Annotated in this window: 22 protein-coding genes; 9 read left to right on the top strand and 13 right to left on the bottom strand. The window is 66.8% G+C overall.

The genetic code is table 11. The annotated features are described in order from the left end of the window. The first annotated feature begins 44 nt into the window (after nucleotides 1-44). From gpmA to BLQ28_RS07490, 3 genes are all read left to right on the top strand, one after another. A complete protein-coding gene (gpmA, locus tag BLQ28_RS07500) occupies nucleotides 45-788 on the top strand; it encodes a 2,3-diphosphoglycerate-dependent phosphoglycerate mutase (protein WP_093238098.1) in 744 nt (247 codons plus the stop codon). A 103-nt stretch (nucleotides 789-891) separates the two neighbouring features. Beyond that, nucleotides 892-2,334 (top strand): S41 family peptidase, encoded by a 1,443-nt coding sequence (locus BLQ28_RS07495; protein WP_093239371.1) that lies wholly within the window; start codon nucleotides 892-894, stop codon nucleotides 2,332-2,334. 81 nt (nucleotides 2,335-2,415) lie between these two features. Beyond that, nucleotides 2,416-3,177, top strand: coding sequence for a HesA/MoeB/ThiF family protein (locus BLQ28_RS07490; protein ID WP_093238096.1), 762 nt, complete (start codon nucleotides 2,416-2,418; stop codon nucleotides 3,175-3,177). 30 nt (nucleotides 3,178-3,207) lie between these two features. On the opposite strand, the gene BLQ28_RS07485 is transcribed toward BLQ28_RS07490, so the two are convergent. After that, on the bottom strand, nucleotides 3,208-5,226 hold the full coding sequence (locus tag BLQ28_RS07485) for an AsmA family protein (protein WP_093239370.1): 2,019 nt from the start codon (nucleotides 5,224-5,226) through the stop codon (nucleotides 3,208-3,210). Nucleotides 5,227-5,460: 234 nt separating this feature from the next. Here BLQ28_RS07485 and BLQ28_RS07480 point away from each other — a divergent pair, with 234 nt between their 5' ends. After that, nucleotides 5,461-5,865: a response regulator gene (locus tag BLQ28_RS07480; protein ID WP_093238095.1), complete on the top strand. Its 405-nt coding sequence runs from the start codon at nucleotides 5,461-5,463 to the stop codon at nucleotides 5,863-5,865. Between the two features lie 40 nt (nucleotides 5,866-5,905). On the opposite strand, the gene BLQ28_RS07475 is transcribed toward BLQ28_RS07480, so the two are convergent. Then, nucleotides 5,906-6,538 (bottom strand): response regulator, encoded by a 633-nt coding sequence (locus BLQ28_RS07475; RefSeq protein WP_007837167.1) that lies wholly within the window; start codon nucleotides 6,536-6,538, stop codon nucleotides 5,906-5,908. A gap of 130 nt (nucleotides 6,539-6,668) precedes the next feature. Between BLQ28_RS07475 and BLQ28_RS07470 the strand changes: the two genes are divergently transcribed. From BLQ28_RS07470 to BLQ28_RS07450, 5 genes are all read left to right on the top strand, one after another. Beyond that, a complete protein-coding gene (locus tag BLQ28_RS07470; RefSeq protein ID WP_093238093.1) occupies nucleotides 6,669-7,991 on the top strand; it encodes a CHASE3 domain-containing protein in 1,323 nt (440 codons plus the stop codon). Nucleotides 7,992-8,181: 190 nt separating this feature from the next. After that, entirely contained in the window at nucleotides 8,182-8,346 is a 165-nt protein-coding gene (locus tag BLQ28_RS07465; RefSeq protein ID WP_013543146.1) for a DUF1328 domain-containing protein, read from the top strand. A 54-nt stretch (nucleotides 8,347-8,400) separates the two neighbouring features. Next, nucleotides 8,401-8,775: a hypothetical protein gene (locus BLQ28_RS07460; protein ID WP_093238092.1), complete on the top strand. Its 375-nt coding sequence runs from the start codon at nucleotides 8,401-8,403 to the stop codon at nucleotides 8,773-8,775. A gap of 35 nt (nucleotides 8,776-8,810) precedes the next feature. Continuing rightward, a complete protein-coding gene (locus BLQ28_RS07455) occupies nucleotides 8,811-9,194 on the top strand; it encodes a phage holin family protein (RefSeq protein ID WP_093238090.1) in 384 nt (127 codons plus the stop codon). After that, the gene (locus BLQ28_RS07450) at nucleotides 9,181-9,675 is read left to right on the top strand and encodes a hypothetical protein (protein WP_093238089.1); all 495 of its coding nucleotides are present in this window, start codon (nucleotides 9,181-9,183) and stop codon (nucleotides 9,673-9,675) included. Before BLQ28_RS07455 ends, BLQ28_RS07450 begins: the two co-directional genes overlap by 14 nt. An 87-nt stretch (nucleotides 9,676-9,762) precedes the next feature. On the opposite strand, the gene BLQ28_RS07445 is transcribed toward BLQ28_RS07450, so the two are convergent. From BLQ28_RS07445 to BLQ28_RS07395, 11 genes are all read right to left on the bottom strand, one after another. After that, nucleotides 9,763-10,254 carry a BON domain-containing protein gene (locus BLQ28_RS07445; protein WP_093239368.1) on the bottom strand — a complete coding sequence of 164 codons (492 nt, stop codon included), beginning with the start codon at nucleotides 10,252-10,254 and terminating at the stop codon, nucleotides 9,763-9,765. 108 nt (nucleotides 10,255-10,362) lie between these two features. Further along, on the bottom strand, nucleotides 10,363-10,560 hold the full coding sequence (locus BLQ28_RS07440; protein WP_093238087.1) for a CsbD family protein: 198 nt from the start codon (nucleotides 10,558-10,560) through the stop codon (nucleotides 10,363-10,365). 124 nt (nucleotides 10,561-10,684) lie between these two features. After that, nucleotides 10,685-11,518 (bottom strand): DUF429 domain-containing protein, encoded by an 834-nt coding sequence (locus tag BLQ28_RS07435; protein WP_093238086.1) that lies wholly within the window; start codon nucleotides 11,516-11,518, stop codon nucleotides 10,685-10,687. A gap of 4 nt (nucleotides 11,519-11,522) precedes the next feature. Continuing rightward, nucleotides 11,523-12,404, bottom strand: a complete 882-nt coding sequence (locus BLQ28_RS07430; RefSeq protein WP_093238084.1) for a DMT family transporter — start codon at nucleotides 12,402-12,404, stop codon at nucleotides 11,523-11,525. Nucleotides 12,405-12,420: 16 nt separating this feature from the next. Further along, nucleotides 12,421-12,843, bottom strand: a complete 423-nt coding sequence (locus BLQ28_RS07425; RefSeq protein WP_042579580.1) for a BLUF domain-containing protein — start codon at nucleotides 12,841-12,843, stop codon at nucleotides 12,421-12,423. A gap of 4 nt (nucleotides 12,844-12,847) precedes the next feature. Next, a complete protein-coding gene (gene folE, locus BLQ28_RS07420; RefSeq protein WP_093238083.1) occupies nucleotides 12,848-13,579 on the bottom strand; it encodes a GTP cyclohydrolase I in 732 nt (243 codons plus the stop codon). Between the two features lie 137 nt (nucleotides 13,580-13,716). Further along, on the bottom strand, nucleotides 13,717-14,472 hold the full coding sequence (locus tag BLQ28_RS07415; RefSeq protein ID WP_093238081.1) for an endonuclease/exonuclease/phosphatase family protein: 756 nt from the start codon (nucleotides 14,470-14,472) through the stop codon (nucleotides 13,717-13,719). Then, entirely contained in the window at nucleotides 14,469-14,942 is a 474-nt protein-coding gene (nudB, locus tag BLQ28_RS07410) for a dihydroneopterin triphosphate diphosphatase (protein WP_093238080.1), read from the bottom strand. Before nudB ends, BLQ28_RS07415 begins: the two co-directional genes overlap by 4 nt. Before the next feature lie 7 nt (nucleotides 14,943-14,949). Next, a complete protein-coding gene (gene aspS, locus BLQ28_RS07405; protein ID WP_093238078.1) occupies nucleotides 14,950-16,758 on the bottom strand; it encodes an aspartate--tRNA ligase in 1,809 nt (602 codons plus the stop codon). A 37-nt stretch (nucleotides 16,759-16,795) separates the two neighbouring features. Continuing rightward, nucleotides 16,796-17,428, bottom strand: a complete 633-nt coding sequence (locus BLQ28_RS07400; protein ID WP_093238077.1) for a DUF502 domain-containing protein — start codon at nucleotides 17,426-17,428, stop codon at nucleotides 16,796-16,798. Nucleotides 17,429-17,437: 9 nt separating this feature from the next. Continuing rightward, nucleotides 17,438-17,776: an FmdB family zinc ribbon protein gene (locus BLQ28_RS07395; protein ID WP_093238075.1), complete on the bottom strand. Its 339-nt coding sequence runs from the start codon at nucleotides 17,774-17,776 to the stop codon at nucleotides 17,438-17,440. Nucleotides 17,777-17,815 lie beyond the last annotated feature (39 nt).

The raw sequence follows: 17,815 nt of genomic DNA, 5'->3' as shown, positions 1-17,815 counted from the left end.
TTTTAGAATGCGAGGTTTCGCAAGCGCAGCCAAAGGCCTCCCACATGCACAAACTGGTATTGATCCGTCACGGCGAATCGACCTGGAATCTCGAAAACCGCTTCACCGGATGGACGGACGTCGACCTGACCGAGACCGGCGTGGCGCAGGCCAAGCAGGCCGGCCGGCTGCTCAAGGCCGAGGGGTACGACTTCGACGTCGCCTACACCAGCGTGCTCAAGCGCGCCACCCGCACCCTGTGGCACACGCTCGACGAGCTCGACCGCACCTGGCTGCCGGTGGTGCACTCCTGGCGCCTGAACGAGCGCCACTACGGCGGCCTGCAGGGCCTGAACAAGGCCGAAACCGCCAAGAAGTACGGCGACGAGCAGGTGCTGGTCTGGCGCCGCAGCTACGGCACCCCGCCGCCGCCGCTGGAAGCCGACGACCCGCGCAGCGAGCGCGGCGACGTGCGCTACGCCAAGCTGTCGCCCGAGCAGATCCCGCTCACCGAATGCCTGAAGGACACGGTGGCGCGCGTGCTGCCGTTCTGGAACGAATCGATGGCGCCGGCCATCCGCACCGGGCGCCGTCTGGTGGTGGCGGCCCACGGCAACTCGATCCGGGCGCTGGTGAAATACCTGGACGGCATCTCGGACGACGCCATCGTCGGCCTGAACATCCCGAACGGCATCCCGCTGGTCTACGAGCTCGACGACGACCTCAAGCCCCTGCGGCACTACTACCTCGGCGACGCCGCCGCAGCCGAACAGGCCGCCGCCGCAGTGGCCTCGCAAGGCAAAGGCTGAAGAAAACCCCGCGTGCCGCTTCCCCCGTGGAACCCCGGCAAACAATTTGCTTCCAAGCTGTGTATATTGGTTCGACAGCCGCCGACAAGGACAATCACTCATGATGGGCCAGAAACTGAAGATCACCGGCTGGGTCGCCGCCGGCGCCGTAGCAGGCGTCTTGACCACCGTCTCGTTGCAGACGGTCGCACGCGGTTCGCTTGCGCCGCTTCCCCTCGAAGAATTGCAGCAGCTCGCTGCCGTCTTCGGCATGGTCAAGAGCGACTACGTCGAACCGGTCGACGAGAAGAAGCTCATTTCCGATGCAATTTCCGGCATGGTCGCCGGGCTCGACCCGCATTCCCAGTACTTCGACAAGAAGTCCTTCAAGGAATTCCGGGAAGGCACCACCGGCCGATTCGTCGGCGTGGGCATCGAGATTTCGCAGGAAGACGGCCTCATCAAGGTTGTCTCGCCCATCGAAGGCTCCCCGGCCTTCCGCGCCGGCCTCAAGCCCAATGACCTGATCACCAAGATCGACGACACCGCCGTGCGCGGCCTGTCGCTGAACGAGGCGGTCAAGCGCATGCGCGGCGAAGCCAACACCAAGGTGCTGCTGACCATCTTCCGCAAGGACGAGAGCCGCACCTTCCCGGTCACGATCACGCGCGAGGAAATCCGCACGCAATCGGTCCGCGGCAAGATCATGGAACCCGGCTACGGCTGGATCCGCCTGTCGCAATTCCAGGAACGCACCGTCGACGACTTCGTCAAGAAGATCGACGAGATGTACAAGGAAGACCCGAACCTCAAGGGCCTGGTGCTCGACCTGCGCAACGACCCGGGCGGCCTGCTCGACGCGGCCGTGGCCGTGTCCTCGGCCTTCCTGCCCGAGAACGTCACGGTGGTGACCACCGACGGCCAGCTTGCCGAAAGCAAGTCGGTCTACAAGGCGGCTCCCGAGTACTACCAGCGCCGCTCCGGCAGCGACCCGCTGCGCAGCCTGCCTGCGGCCCTGAAGACCGTGCCGCTGGTGGTGCTGGTGAACGAAGGCTCGGCCTCCGCCAGCGAAATCGTGGCCGGCGCGCTGCAGGACCACAAGCGCGCGACCATCATGGGCAGCCAGACTTTCGGCAAGGGCTCGGTGCAGACCGTGCGCCCGCTCGGCCCGGACACCGGCCTGAAGATCACCACGGCGCGCTACTACACGCCGAGCGGCACCTCGATCCAGGCCAAGGGCATCGTGCCCAACGTGCTGGTCGACGAGAGCGCCGAAGGCAGCCCGTTCGCCGCCCTGCGCATGCGCGAGGCCGACCTCGAAAAGCACCTGGCCAGCGGCCAGGGCCCCGAGACCAAGGACCCGGAACGCGAGAAGGCCCGCGACGAGGCACGCAAGCGCCTCGAAGAAGAAGCCAAGAAGCCGCCGCAAGACCGCAAGGTGCCCGAATTCGGCACCGACAAGGACTTCCCGCTGGTGCAGGCGCTCAACCGCCTGAAGGGCCAGCCGGTGCTGGTCAGCAAGACGCAGGTGATCGTCGACAACAAGGAAGAGAAGAAGGAAAACTGAAGCCGGTGACCGGGCCGCACGCACAGTGCGGTTCGCGCCGTCGACGGTTTCGCTTCCTCATTCGCGAGAACCGAAGCGCGCATGGACGATCGTGACCTGCTGCGCTACTCGCGCCACATCCTGCTTGAAGAGTTCGGCATCGACGGGCAAGCGCGCGTCAGTGCCGGGCGCGCCCTGGTGATCGGCGCAGGCGGGCTGGGCTCTCCGGTCGCGCTTTACCTTGCCGCCGCCGGTGTCGGCCACATCACCCTGGTGGACGACGACGAAGTCGACCTCACCAACCTGCAGCGGCAGGTGGCCCACACCAACGCCCGCGTCGGCAGCCCCAAGGTCGAATCGGCCGCGCAGGCCATGCGCGACATCAACCCCGACATCGCCATCGAAACCCACGCCCTGCGTGCCGATGAGGCGCTGCTGTCGCGCCTCGTGGCGGCGGCCGACGTGGTGGTCGATTGCTGCGACAACTTCGCCACCCGCCATGCCGTCAACCGCGCCTGCGTGGCGCATGCCAAGCCGCTGGTGGCGGGCGCGGCGATCCGCTTCGACGGCCAGTTGAGCGTGTACGACACACGCGATGCGGCCTCCCCCTGCTACGCCTGCCTGTTCCCGCCCGACGCGGCCTTTGAAGAAACCCGTTGTGCGGTGCTCGGCGTGTTCGGCCCCGTGGTCGGCACCATCGGCACGCTGCAGGCCAGCGAAGCGCTCAAGCTGCTCGCCGGCATCGGCCCGTCGCTGGCGGGCAAGCTGCTGATGTTCGATGGCCGCAGCACGGCGTTCGACACGCTGCGCGTGGCGCGTGACCCGCACTGCAGCGTCTGCGCGCAGCGTCCCGGCGCCGCCTGATCTTCCCGATCCCGCCGGCGCGGGCCGGCATCAGGGCTGCCGGGCGCCCTTCGCCCTCGCAGCGCCATTGGCCGCGGCCCCGGCTGTCGGCCGGTTCGCACCCGCCAGCACGCCCTTGCAATCCGAGTCTTCGCCGGGCCCGGTCTCGATGGTCGCGGCCAGCGCCAGCAACGGATTGATAGCGCCAAGCGCCAGCGCGGCAAGGCCCCGCCCCGCCAGCGGCGCGATCTCGAGGCCGCCCTTCGGGTCACCGAAGGTGCCACTGACGACCAGCGGCGTGCGGATCGAAAGAATGCTCTTGCTCTTGGGCTCCGGATGGACCACGAAATCGAGCGTCTCCTTGGCCAGGTTGGCCTGCCCGCTGGCGGTGAACACGGCATTGGTCGTGTCCACCACGAGCGTGCGCCCGGTCATCAGCCCCTTGTTGACGTCGAAGGCGATGGCCGCGCAGCGCAGCTCGACATTGCGGTCGCCACGCAGCAGGAACTTGATGATGTCGCCCCCTACGAGCGTCGCGAACACGGGCAGCAGGTTGCCGAACTGGCCGCGCCCCGACAGCACCGCCACGTCGCCCGACACACCGCCGAGCCAGTTGGCCACCGAGCTGCCCGGCCCCGAGAGGTTGAGTCGGCCGTCGAGCCGGCCCACGCTGTTGCCCGTGGTTTCCAGCTTGGGGAACAGGCGGGCCAGCTGCATGCCGCGCAGATCGAGCGAGGCGCGGATATCGGCCGGATTCTTCGCCGCATCGATGCGGATGGCCCCCACCAGCTTGCCGCCGCCCACGCCCAAGTCGAGCGGGTCGAGCGCGAGCACGCCGTCGTTCAGCTTCACCTGCACGCTGCCGCTGTCCAGCGGCATCTCGCGCACGTTGCGGATGCGCTCGGCCGTGTACTTCACGTCGGCGTTCATGGCGCGCAGGCGCTCGAAATCGAGTGGCGCGGTGGGCAGCACCTTGCCGCCCGCCGGGCGCTTGACCTGCGTGATCGTCGGCGGGGGCGCCACGCCCTCCACCGCGTTGGCCGTGCGTGCCGTGGGCGGAAGGCCGATCAGAGGCCCGAGGTCGTCCATGTCCATCACCTTCGAGCGCAGGTCGCCCGCCAGGTGCGGCAGGCTGCCGGCCTGGTCGAAGCGCATGTCGCCGGCGATGTCGGACAGGCCCAGCTTGCCCTTGAGGCCGGCCACCGACCAGAGCTTGCCGCGCTTGCTCAGGTCACCGCTCAGCGCATAGGGCGAGGTCTGCGGCAGCGCGATGCCGAGCAGCGGAAACAGCGCACCCAGCGTCTGCCCCTTGAGCTCGAACTTGGCATCGATGCCATCGAGCCCCGCCAGCTTGGCGACGGTGCCACTGGCCTTGAGCTGCGTCTGCCCGGCCGCGGCGTTGATCTCCACCGGAAAGGGCGGCGCGCCGGCGGCGTTGATCTGCAGCACGTTGCCCGTGCGGCCGTTGGCCGTCAGCGGCTGGCCCTTGTAGCGGCCCTTGATGCGGTAGCTGAGCGGCAGCGCGCCACGGCTGGAGTCGTAGCTCAGGTCGGCGTGCAGGTCCACGCCCAAATGCTTCGCCAGAAAGTCGATCGCCCCGGTGTCGACCTGGATGAGCCCGATGCTGGGCACGGTGCCCGAGTCGGAGGTGTCCTTGCCGAGCGCCCAGGTGCGGCGCCCGTCCTGCTCCATCTGCAGCCCGACCGTGGGCGAGAAAAGCGCCAGCCGCGGAATATCGATCTTGCGGGCGACCAGCGGCCAGATGCGGATGTCGAACTCCGCGCGATCGGCCTTCACGAGGTAGGGGTCGCGCGCCCACCCGGGGTTGGCGAACGCCAGGCCGTCGAGCTTGACGGTGGCCGTGCGCCAGCCCAGGTCGACATCGAGCCGTCGCGTGATCTCGAACTTGCGCCCCGTCTTCTCGCTCACGTAGCGGTTGACCGGTTCACGCAGCGCATCCCACGGAAAGAAGACCAGCGCGACCAGCAAGGCGGCGAGCAGCAGCACGAGGGACACCAGCAGCTTCAGCCAGATCGGCCACGGCCGGGTGCGAAGAATGTGCGTAGCCATGTTCAAGTGAATACCTCAATGGTTGCGGGTGCCGGGTCGGCGATGGGCCTCACGAACCGTGCGGCATCGCCTACGGATGCGCCCCCGCTGGCGCGCGTCGGAACACGCCTACAACACTCGGCCCACGAACCCTTCATGATGCGCGACGGGAAAGCCTCAATGTCCACGTGCAGGCATTCCCTCAGCGGGGCGCTTCGGATGCACCTGCCAACGTCAGAGGAAGCGTGGTTCGGCATGGATTCCAGATTGCAGACATACGTCGTCGAAGACAACCTCACGATCCGCGAAAACCTCATTGGCACGCTGGAAGAGCTCACCTGTACCACGGTCGTCGGCTTCGCCGAAACCGAAGACCACGCGCGCGAATGGCTGCTCGGCCACGGCGCCGAATGGGACCTGGCGATCGTCGATCTCTTCCTCAAGCAGGGCAGCGGCTTGGGTGTCCTGCAGGCCTGCCAGGCGCGCGGGCCGGACCAGAAGGTGGTGGTGCTCAGCAACTATGCGACGCCCGACATCCGGCGGCGTTGCGCCGAGTTCGGTGTCGATGCAGTGTTCGACAAGTCGAACGAGATCGATGCGCTGGTCGAGTTCTGCCTGGCACAGGCCAAGGCATTGCGCGCTTCGCCCGAGGCGGGATGAAGAAGCCGCACCGGGCCTCTTCTCCACCCCTATGCAACGGTCAGTCGATCAGCTTGTTCTTCAGCGCGTAGTACGTCAGGTCGCTGTTGGACGAGAGGTTCATCTTTTCCATCAGCCGCGTGCGGTACGTGCTCACCGTCTTCACCGACAGCGACAGCGTCTTGGCGATGTCACCCGCCGTCTCGCCCTTGGCCAGCTTCAGGAACACCTGGAACTCGCGCTCCGACAGCTGCTCGTGCGGTGCCGCATCGTCCTTGCGGTCGAGCTGGCGCGCCAGCAGTTCGGCCACGGCGGGCGTGATGTAGCGGCGGCCCAGCGAGATGGTGCGGATGGCATTGACGATCTCGATCGGATCGCACTCCTTGTTCAGGTAGCCGCTTGCACCCTGACGGATCAGGTTCATCGCGTAGTGCTCTTCCGGGTAGCCGCTCAGGATCAGGATGCCGACATCCGGCGCCTTGGCGCGGATCATGGCCAGCGCGTCGATTCCGCTCTGCCCCGGCATCGAAAGGTCCATGACCAGCACATCCAGCTCCGTGGTGCGCACCAGTTCGATGGCCTCGCGGCCACTGGCTGCCTCACCCGCCACGCGCAGGTCCACGTGCTCGGAGAAGAACTGCCGGAGGCCCGATCGCACGATGGCGTGGTCGTCCACAATTCCAATTTTGATCATCTGTTACTTTCGTCGTTGTGTTGCGCGCATGCTCGCCGCAACATGCCGGTCCCTGATTGTTATCAATTATTCACGAACTTGCGTCGCAAGCGGATTTGAAAGTTTCATGCACTGGTTAGCCCCTCCAAGAATGGCCGTGAGCCTCCTGCTCGCGGCGCTGGCTGCGCTGGCCCTCGTCGGCATCAACGAGGCCGGCTATCGGCAGTCGAGCCGTGCCCTGGCCGACATCAACGAGGCCCAGCTGGTGCGCGGCACGCTCAACCAGATCCTGCAGAACATGCTCGACGCCGAAACCGGCCAGCGCGGCTACCTGCTGACCGGGGAAGCCAGCTACCGGCAACCCTACGACACGGCGGTCAAGCAGGTTGACGGCCAGCTCACGAACCTGCGCCAGCTGTATGCCGACCGGCCGGCCGAACTCGCCCAACTGGCCGAGCTGTCGAAGCACGTGCTGCGCAAGATCGCCGAGATGGACATGAGCGTGCGGCTGCGCCAGGACGGCAAGGAAGACGCCTGGAAGTTCGTCATCACCACCGACGTCGGCCGCGAAGAGATGGACGCCATCCGCGCCACGGCGGGCGAACTGGTCAAGATCAGCAACGAGACCCTGCACCAGAGCCAGGTGCAGGTGCTCAAGTCACTGCAGCTTGCCCGCATCGGCACGGCCATCGTGGCGCTGGCCGCGCTGCTCGCCTTCTTTCTCTATCTGCGCCAGACCCATGCGCTGCGCTCCATCGGCGAGCGGCAGCAGGAGGCCCTGCAACGCGAGCGCAACGCCCTCGAAGACGAAGTGCGCGAGCGCACCGCCTCGCTGGCCGAGCTGGCCACCCACCTGCAGGACGTGCGCGAAACCGAGCGCGGCTACCTGGCGCGCGAACTGCACGACGAACTGGGCTCGCTGCTGACCGCCGCCAAGCTCGACGTGGCGCGGCTCAAGTCGCGGCTGGCGGATTCGCCCGACGCCATCCAGCGCCTGCAGCATCTGACCGAGCTGCTCAACAGCGGCATCGCGCTCAAGCGCCGCATCATCGAAGACCTGCGGCCCTCCTCGCTGTCGAACCTCGGGCTGGTCGCGTCGCTGGAAATCCTGGGCCGCGAGTTCGCCGAGCGCTCGGGCCTGGAGATCGAGATGGCGCTGGAACCGGTGACCATGGACGAGTCGCGCCAGCTCACGATCTACCGCATGGTGCAGGAAAGCCTGACCAACATCGGCAAATACGCCGAGGCCAGCGAAGCCACCATCGTGATGAAGAACTACGAGAACCACGTGATCGTGGAAGTGGCGGACAACGGCAAGGGCTTCGACGCCCAGCGCATGCGGCCCTCGACGCACGGCCTGGCGGGCATGCGCCACCGGGTGGAAGCGGCCAGGGGCAAGCTCACCGTCACATCGACGCCGGGCCGTGGCACGCGACTGAGCGCGATGCTGCCCGTCGTCAAGCCGAGCGCCTGAAGGCCCGTGCGCGCGTCGCGCGGGGCCACGCGAAGTGACTCGGCCATCTCCTACGCACCGCGTCCCCGGCCGCTGACAGGTCCCGGACGGGGCGCCAATTAAGGTTGCACCAAGCCATCCGCTTCCTCGTTCCGAGGGGCCGGATCGCCGTTCATCAAAACAACGAGGGCATCCTCGAAGGAGTTCCGCAATGTTGCATTACGCAGTGGTGTTTCTTGTCATCGCGCTGATCGCCGCGCTGTTCGGCTTCGGCGGCATTGCCGCCAGCGCGGTCGGTATCGCCAAGATCCTTTTCGTGATCTTCGCCGTCCTTGCCATCGCCAGCTTCCTGGCCGGCTTGCTACGACGCAAGTAGCGTAGTTACGATCCACAGGCTCCCGCATTTCATCTTCCCGAAAAGGACTTTCACATGAACACGACCAAGACCCCCTCGCAGCTTGCCGATGACGCGCGCCAGACCGCCAACGACGCCGTCGAATCGACCCGCGCCTATGCACAGAACGCGGTGAATGCGGCGGGCGAAAAGGTCCGCGACCTGCGCCGCGACACCGAGCCGGCGGTCGAGCAGCTGGCAGCCCGCGTGCAGCAGGCCGTGCAGCGCGGCCTGGACGCCGCATCGACCACCAGCGCCCGTGCGCAGCGCCGCATCGAGAAAGCCGCCGACGTGACCGGCCGCTACATCTCCGACCAGCCGGTGCGCTCGGTGCTGATCGCCGCCGCTGCCGGCGCCGCCATCACCGCACTCATCGTGCTGGCCAGCCGCCGCGGCCGGGACGACTACTGATCCGCTGACAGCCCGTTCCACCGTTCCCCCGCACCATGCTTCATCCGATCTTCTCCACGGTGCTCGGGCATCCGGAACTCGTCGCTGAACACGTCGCCAACTACGCCGCCCTCGTCAAGCAGGAAACCGCCCAGGCGGGGCGCGGCCTTGCCGCTCGCCTTGTCGCGGGCGTGCTGGCAGCGGCGAGCGCCATGCTGGCGCTCGGGCTGATCGGCGTGGCGGTGCTGCTGGGCGTGCTGCATGGCAGCTTTCACTGGGTGCTGGTCATCGTGCCGGGCGTCGCCGTGTTGATCGCGGCCGTCTGCACCTGGTATGCAACGCGCCCCAACCCGGGCCACGATTTCGAAGACCTGCGCGCGCAGCTCGACGCCGACCTGCAGGCCCTTCGCAACGCCGGAGCCCACCATGGCCGGTACTGAGCGTTCTCCCCTGACCCCGCAGCAGCGCCTCGCCATTTCGCGCCGTGCGCTGGTGCGACAGTTGAATGGCGGTGAAGACGAGGCGTACCGCCCGATGCGCGAGGCCGACGACGACCTGGAATACGCGCACCACGCCAGCCCCGCAGCAGCGGCCTACGACGAAGCGCCTGCGCAGCGCCGTGGCGACAACGTCTGGAGCTCGGTCGCGCGCGGCGTGGTCCAGCGCTGGTGGCGCCGCCACCCCGCACACGCGGCCGGCCAATTGGCCCGCCCCCTGCTCGAGCACTACGCGCGCACGGAGCCGGTCAAGCTGATGGCGGTCGCGGCGGCCACCGGGGCGGTGCTGGTGCTCACCAAGCCATGGCGGCTGCTGTCCGTCACGGCGGTGCTGGCTGCGGTGCTGAAAACATCCGACGTGGCCGATGTCGTCAACACGTTGATGCAGAAGACCGCCAACCCGCCTCGCAAAGACCCGTCCTGACGGCGCCTTCGATCCATAGAAGTGCCCAACAAAAAAAGCCCGGTCGATGACCGGGCTTTTTGCTGCCTGCCGCAAGGGCGGGGGCGATCAGCTCTTCACATCGAGCTGGTTGTCCACCGAGGTCACGCCCTGCACGCCCTTGGCGATCTCTTCGGCGCGCGCCTTGGCGGCAGCCGACGGTGCGGGGCCCTTCAGGCTCACGGCGCCGCCCTTGGTGTCGACGTCGATCTTGATCGCGCTCAGGTCCGGGTCCTTTGCCAGGCCCGCGGTCACGGAAGCGGTGATGGCGGCATCGTCGACCGTGGCGCTCACGGCCGCGCCCGCGTTCCTGGCGGCTTCCTTCGCGTTGGCCATGCCTTCCTTCACATCGGCGGTGACGCCGGAGGTATCGGCCTTGGCCTTGGCGTCCTTGAGCGCCTGCTCCGTCTTGGCGGCGGCGGTGTCGGCGGCCTGCTCGGTCTTGGCGACCGCGCTGTCGAGCTTCTCACCGGCGGTGCGGTTGTCCGACTTGTCGCAGGCAGCCAGCGTCAGCGCGGCGCCGGCCACGAGCACGGCGAGCCATGCGCGCGAATGCGGCATGGCGATGTTGGGGTTTGATTTGTTCACAGGGTCCTCCGTCGCTCACGAAATACGGGAAATGGAAAAGAGGCCGCGCGCACCGGGCGCGCGACCCCGTTCGGTCAGAGGTCAGAGCTTGTCGGCGCCCGACTTGATCGCGTCCTTGGCCTTTTCCTTGACGTCGCCGTAGGTCTTCTGCACCTTGCCGGCCGCCTGGTCCGCCAGGCCCTCGCCTTCGAGCTTTTCATTGCCGACGATCTTGCCGGCGACTTCCTTCAGCTTGCCCTTGGCCTCTTCGACGCGGCCTGCCACTTGGTCCTTGTTCATCTCGATTCCTTCCTGCTTGGGGGGTGAAACGCGTGGGCCGGTATGACCCACTGCTTTCAATCTAGGTGCAGGCCGGTTGCCGCGAATGCCGCCGGAAGCCCGAAGCGGTGTAGGACAAGAAGGCTCAAGCCGTGACGATCCATCCTTCAAGCGGATCGAAACCGGCCGGCAGACCATGACCGGGCCCAGGGCTTTCGGCGCGCTGGAAGCCCCAGGCGGCCTGCACGAGGCACAGCACGGCATCGATGTCGTCGCCTCGCGCGTCGGCCAGCAGCTCGGCGCGCTGGCTTGCGGTAACGCCGAGCCGCAGGCCGAGACGGGTGGTGCCGGCCTCGAGGGCCGCCAGCAGATCGCTGCGCGCCACGAGCCGCTCCGGCGTCTGCCTGGCAAGGTCGTCGCTCTTGTAGCTGCGCCGCCCGATCAGCTCGCGCGCCAAAAGGCCAGGATAGGCCTCCAGAGCCACGCGATGAGCATGATGGCCGCGACGACCGTCATCGTGCAGGCCCGGAATGCGCGCACCCGCCGCCAGCAGGCGCGGCACGCCGGCATGGAGCATGTAGGCCACCGGCGGGTTGACCCACTTCATCGACGGACTGGAGCCGGCGGGCAGGTCGGTCGCACGGTGCGCAAACTTGCCGCCGACCGGGCGCGCAGCGCAGAACGCGGCGAAGGTGTCGCGAATCTCGGCGCGGCTCAGGCTGGCGTAGTGGGTGATCAGCGCATGCCACGTCGTAGGCCAGCGCAGGTGCTCGACCAGCTCGCGCGGCAGGCCGAACGGAAAGTCGAAGCCACCGACCCAATCGGGCGTGGCCCGCAGCCATTCGCCCCATGCGTCGAGCGTTGCAAAGCGCTGCAGGCCCGTCAGCACGACACGGTGCGGGTCGGCCAGATCGCCGGTCGCCACCACGATGGGCTTGCGCGCCGTGGGCGCGCTCGAAAAGTCGCACCCGAAAAGCATGGCTTCAGCCCAATGCGAGCGCCACCACGCCCGCGGCGATGAACAGCGCACCCAGCAGGCGCAGCAGCCGGTCGCCCTCGCGCAGCAGATGGCCGCCGATCAGCGCGGCGAACAGCATCGACACCTCGCGCGCCGGCGCCACGTGCGAGATCGGCGCCTGTTGCACCGCATAGAGCACGAGCACATAGGACACGGGGCTGATCGCCGCCACCAGCAGCGCGTACTTCCATTGCTCGCGCCACATGCGCGCGGTGGTTGCGCGGTCTTGCAACGCCGCGGGCAGCAGCAGCACGAGCCGCACGAAGTTGCCCATGTAGTCGAGCAGGATCGGCGACATCGCCAGGAACTTCACCGCGTAGCTGTCGGCCACCGTGTACGCCGCGATGAAGGCGCCGGTCAGCACGCCATAGCGAATGCCCTTCTGCACCCGCTCGCGCTGGGCCGGGTCATGGTTCTTGTGAAACAGGCGCGGGCCGCCGGCCACGAGGAACACGCCGAGCACCACGCCGAAGATGCCTGCCACGCCGACGAGGCTGATCTTCTCGCCCAGGAACAGGATCGCGACCAGCGACGACAGCAGCGGCCCCGAACCCCGTGCCAGCGGGTAGACCACGGTGAGGTCGGACTTGCGGTAGCCGCGCAGCAGGACCACGTAGTAGAAGACGTGCAGCACGCCGCTCAGCGTGATGAAGCCCCACTCTTTCAGGCCCCAGGTCGGCACGACGCTCCAGCCCAGCACGATGCCCACCGGCGCCCACACGATGGCCATGAACACGCCGCTCTGGAACGCGAAGCGCGCATCGCCATTCGCCTTCTTGGCGGCGATGTTCCAGCTGGCATGAATGACCCCGGCAAGCAGGATCAGCGCAAAGGCGGAAAGCGGCACCCCGACGAAAACAGGACTAGTGGCGGCCGACGATCGCGGCAGTGGCCATCAGCTCTTCGAGCAGCGCCAGCGAAACCTTGCCGGAGACCTTGTAGGGGTCCAGCTCAGGCTTCTCGGAATACTTCAGCAACGTCGAGGCATTGAGCTTCGAGAGGTTGACCTGTCCCATCGTCCAGCCGCCAAAACGGCGCTCGGAGATTTCTTCGTAGTGCAGCAGCACGACGTCTTTATGGCGCGCATCGCGCTGGATGTGGCCGTAGAGATCGCTGATGGCGTCGCGCCCGCCTTCGATGGCCTGCAGGAAGGTGCCGGCACCGTAGCAGAGGATGCCGGTGATGCCGCAGGCCGGGTTGTGCGTGCGCGATTTCGTGAGGATCGCCTCGATGGCCGCGGGGCTGGTGTCGACGGCGCGGCTGGCGTAGAGAAGTCGGACCAGCATGGCTTTAGCTCTTTCTTGGCAGGAGAGACAGGAATTCGCGGCGCAGGCTTGGGTCTTTGAGGAACACGCCGCGCATGACGGAGTTGATCATCTTGCTGTCCATTTCCTTCACGCCGCGCCAGGCCATGCAGAAATGCTCGGCCTCCATGACGAGCGCAAGGCCGTCGGGCTGGGTCTTTTCCTGGATCAGGTCGGCCAGTTGCACCACGGCCTCTTCCTGGATCTGCGGACGGCCCATCACCCATTCGGCCAGCCGCGCGTACTTCGACAGGCCGATCACGTTGGTGTGCTCGTTGGGCATCACGCCGATCCAGAGCTTGCCGATGATCGGGCAGAAGTGGTGCGAGCAGGCGCTGCGCACGGTGATCGGGCCGACGATCATCAGCTCGTTCAGGTGCTCGGCATTGGGGAATTCGGTGAGCGAGGGCGGCGCCACGTAGCGGCCGCGAAACACCTCGTTCAGGTACATCTTGGCAACGCGGCGGGCGGTGTTGCCGGTGTTGTGGTCGTTCTCGACGTCGATGACGAGGCTGTCGAGCACGCCCTTCATCTTGACCTCGACCTCGTCGAGCAGCGCCTCCAGCTCGCCGGGCTCGATGAACTCGGCGATGTTGTCGTTGGCATTGAAGCGCTTGTGCGCCGCATTCAGGCGCTCGCGGATCTTCACGGAGACGGGCGTGCCCTCGTCATCGTTTTTTCGATCGGGGAGCGGTTCGACGTCGGTTTTCCTCAGCATCCGTGCATCGTATCAGTGATCTTTTTTGCCCGTCCGCCCAAGGGAACACCGCGGAACCGGCTTCGCCGGGCCGCAGGTGTTGCCCCCGGTAGGGGGTTGGAGAAGCGACACGCAGTGCGCGAAGCCTGGGGGCGAGCTTAGACCAGCGAGAAATCCGCCACCAGCGGCAGGTGGTCAGACATGCGGGCCCAGATCGGACCGCGCGGCACCGCGCAGGCGAGCGGCTCCAGCTTGCGCCCGTAGACGAAGTCGAGCTGCGCCACCGGCAGGCGCGAGGGGTAGGTGAGCGTGCGCGGGCCGCGCAGGTCGCTGGTGTCGCGCAGGCCCATGGCGTTCATGGCGTAGCGCATGCGTGCGCCCCAGTCGTTGAAATCGCCCGCCACCACCACGGCCTCGTCGGGCGGCACCTCGCGGTCGATGAACTCGCGCAGGCGGGCGATCTGCCGCACGCGGCTGCCCTTGATGAGGCCCAGGTGCACCACGATGGCATGCACCGGCAGCCCCTCGACCTCGATCACCGCATGCAGCAGTCCGCGCTGCTCGAAACGGTGGTCTGAGATGTCCTGGTGGCTCGTGCGGATCACCGGCCAGCGCGTGAGCAGCGCATTGCCATGCTCCCCGTGGCGGGTGACGGCATTGGTCTCGTAGACGGCGGTATAGCCCTCGGGCGCCAGGAAATCGGCCTGCGGCAACTCGGGCCAGCGCGCGAAGCGGGCGGCGGCCTGGCGGTTCATCTTGCGCACTTCCTGCAGGCAGACGATGTCGGCGTCGAGCTGCTCGATGGCGTGGCCGAGGTTGTGGATTTCGAGCCGCCGCGCGGGCCCGATGCCCTGCACACCCTTGTGGATGTTGTAGGTTGCGACCCGGAGGTTGTGTGCTGCCGGCTGGTTCATCGCGCAAATTCTGGCAGCAACAGAATGGCTTCGGCGTTCGACGGGGAAAAGCAGGCGTCGGCCGCTTCGTGGTACGGCAGCCACTGCCAGTCGGTGTGCTCGCGCGGATCGAGCGTGGGCTCGAGCCGCTCGGGCACGCACAGGCCGAACAGGTGCTCGGTGTTGTGCGTGACGCCCGGTGCATAGCGGACACGCCAGCGCGGGTAGATCTCGTAGATGTTGCTCAGCTGCCAGTCGACCAGTTGCGACGCGAGCGCACTGCCCTGGCCGCACTGGATGCCGGTTTCTTCTGCCACCTCGCGCGCCGCCGTGAGCGCGAAGGGTTCGTCGGCGGTGTCCCTGCTGCCGGTGACCGACTGCCAGAACCCGGCAGCGTCGGCGCGCCGGATCAGCAGCACGTCGAGCGCCGGCGTGTGGATCACGACAAGCACCGACTCCGGGATCTTCCAGGGCCGGGCGCCTGTCGTCATGACGGCATCAGGCGGCAGCTTGAGGCGTGTTGCGCAGCTTGATGTGCAGTTCGCGCAGCTGCTTCTCGTCGACCGGGCTCGGCGCCTGCGTCAGCAGGTCCTGCGCGCGCTGGGTCTTGGGGAAGGCGATCACGTCGCGGATCGACTCGGCGCCGGTCATGAGCATCACGAGGCGGTCCAGGCCGATGGCGATGCCGCCGTGCGGCGGTGCGCCGTACTGCAGCGCGTCCAGCAAAAAGCCGAACTTGAGCTGTGCGTCTTCGGCGCTGATCTTCAGCGCGCGGAACACCTTGCTCTGCACTTCCTCGCGGTGGATACGCACCGAACCGCCGCCCATCTCGATGCCGTTGAGCACCATGTCGTAGGCCTTGGCGATGCACTTCTCGGGGGCGGTGTCCATGAGGTCTTCATGGCCGTCCTTCGGTGCAGTGAACGGGTGGTGCACGGCGCTCCAGCGCTGGCCTTCCTCGTCGAACTCGAACATCGGGAAGTCGACCACCCAGAGCGGCGCCCAGCGGTCGTCGAACAGGCCGCTCTTCTTGCCGAAGGGGCTGTGGCCGATCTTGATGCGCAGCGCGCCGATGGCGTCGTTGACGATCTTTTCCTTGTCGGCGCCGAAGAACAGGATGTCGCCGTTGCGGGCACCCGTGCGGGCGATGATCTCGGCCAGCGTGTTGTCGTCCAGGTTCTTGACGATCGGGCTTTGCAGGCCTTCGCGGCCGGCAGCGGCGTCGTTGACCTTGATGTAGGCCAGGCCCTTGGCGCCGTAGATCTTGACGAACTCTTGATAAGCGTCGATTTCGCCGCGCGACAGGCCGCCTTCGGCACCGCCGCCAGGCACACGCAGCGCCACGACGCGGCCGCCCACCATGGTGGCGGCGTTCGAGAACACCTTGAACTCGACGCGCTTCATCAGCTCGGTCAGTTCGGTGAATTCGAGCTTCACGCGCAGGTCGGGCTTGTCGGAGCCGTACTTGAACATGGCGTCGCCGTACGTCATCGTTGGGAACACCGGAAGGTCGATGCCCGCGGCGTTGCGGAAGACGTTGCGGATCATGCCTTCGAACATCTCGCGGATCTCTTCTTCGGCGAGGAACGAGGTCTCGATGTCGATCTGCGTGAATTCAGGCTGGCGGTCGGCGCGCAGGTCTTCGTCGCGGAAGCACTTCACGATCTGGTAGTAGCGGTCATAGCCGGCCACCATCAGCAGCTGCTTGAAGAGCTGGGGCGACTGCGGCAGCGCGAAGAAGCTGCCGTCGTGCACGCGGCTGGGCACGAGGTAGTCGCGCGCGCCTTCAGGCGTGGACTTGCCGAGCATCGGGGTTTCGATGTCGATGAAGCCATTGGCGTCGAGGAACTTGCGCGTTTCCATCGTCACCTTGTAGCGCAGCATCATGTTGCGCTGCATGGCCGGGCGGCGCAGGTCGAGCACGCGGTGCGTGAGGCGGGTGGTTTCCGACAGGTTGTCGTCGTCCAGCAGGAACGGAGGCGTGACCGAAGGGTTCAGCACCTTCAGCTCGTGGCACAGCACTTCGATCTTGCCGCTCTTGAGGCTGTCGTTGGTCGTGCCTTCGGGGCGCGCGCGCACCAGGCCCGTGATCTGCACGCAGAACTCGTTGCGCAGGTTTTCGGCCACGCCGAAGGTGGAGGCGCGATCGGGGTCGCACACCACCTGCACATAACCTTCGCGGTCACGCACGTCGATGAAGATCACGCCGCCGTGGTCGCGGCGACGGTTGACCCAGCCGCAGAGGGTAACGGTCTGGCCCAACAGGGCTTCGGTCACAAGACCGCAATAGTGAGTACGCATGGCCATAGGGATCAATTCCGGCGCCGTTCGGGCGCGTTCGTTTTTATGAGTTGGATGGCTTGGTTGCCACCGTGGTGGGGCCGCCCGGAACGACCACCCCCATCGAGACGATGTACTTGAGCGCTTCGTCCACGCTCATCTTCAGTTCGATGCAGTCGCTGCGCTTGAGCATCACGAAGTAGCCGCCCGTGGGATTGGGCGTGGTCGGCACGTAGACGCTGAGGAATTCTTCGCCGCCGAGGTGTTCCGCGACTTCATTGCCGGGCGCGCCGGTCACGAAGGCGATGGTCCAGACGTTTTCGCGCGGCCACTGGATCAGCACCGCGGTGCGGAAGGCATTGCCGTTCTCGGAGAACAGCGTGTCCGACACCTGCTTGACGCTGGAGTAGATCGAGCGCACGACCGGAATGCGCCGCACCACGGCGTCGCCCCAGCCGAGCAGGCGTTTGCCGACGAAATTGCTGGCGGTGGCGCCCACCACCAGCAGGATGGCCAGCGTGAGCAGCACGCCCAGGCCGCGCACCCGGTGGTCGCTGAGCCAGACCTGCCACTGCTCGGGCAGCAGCCACAGCGTCTGGTCGAGCGTACCGATGATCCAGTTCAGCACGCCGAGCGTGATGACCAGCGGCACGATGACCAGCAAGCCGGACAGCAACCATTTGCGCAGGGCGAGCATGGCGGTCGATCAGTCGCCGCTCTTGGCGGCAGCGGCCGGCGCGGGAGCCGGTGCCGCGGGCGCCGGAGCGGGGCTCGGCGCAGCGGCGGAGGAAGAGGAAGACTCGGCGGACTTGGCGCCGTCGCTGGCAACGGGTGCCGTGGCGGTCTCGGCCTTCTTGCCGCCGCCTTCACGGAAGTCGGTCACGTACCAGCCCGAGCCCTTGAGCTGGAAGCCGGCGGCCGTGACCTGTTTTTCGAACGCGCTCGCGCCACACGCCGGACACACCGTCAGGGGCGCATCGGACATCTTTTGCAAGGCGTCTTTGGCAAAGCCGCAGGCGCTGCACTTGTAGGCGTAGATGGGCATGGAGATTGGGATCAAAAAAGCGGCGCAGCTGCCGCTCGC

The sequence above is a fragment of the Variovorax sp. EL159 genome (genome assembly GCF_900100965.1).
Lineage (GTDB): Bacteria > Pseudomonadota > Gammaproteobacteria > Burkholderiales > Burkholderiaceae_C > Variovorax.
This window is presented reverse-complemented; position numbering and strand designations above follow the sequence as displayed.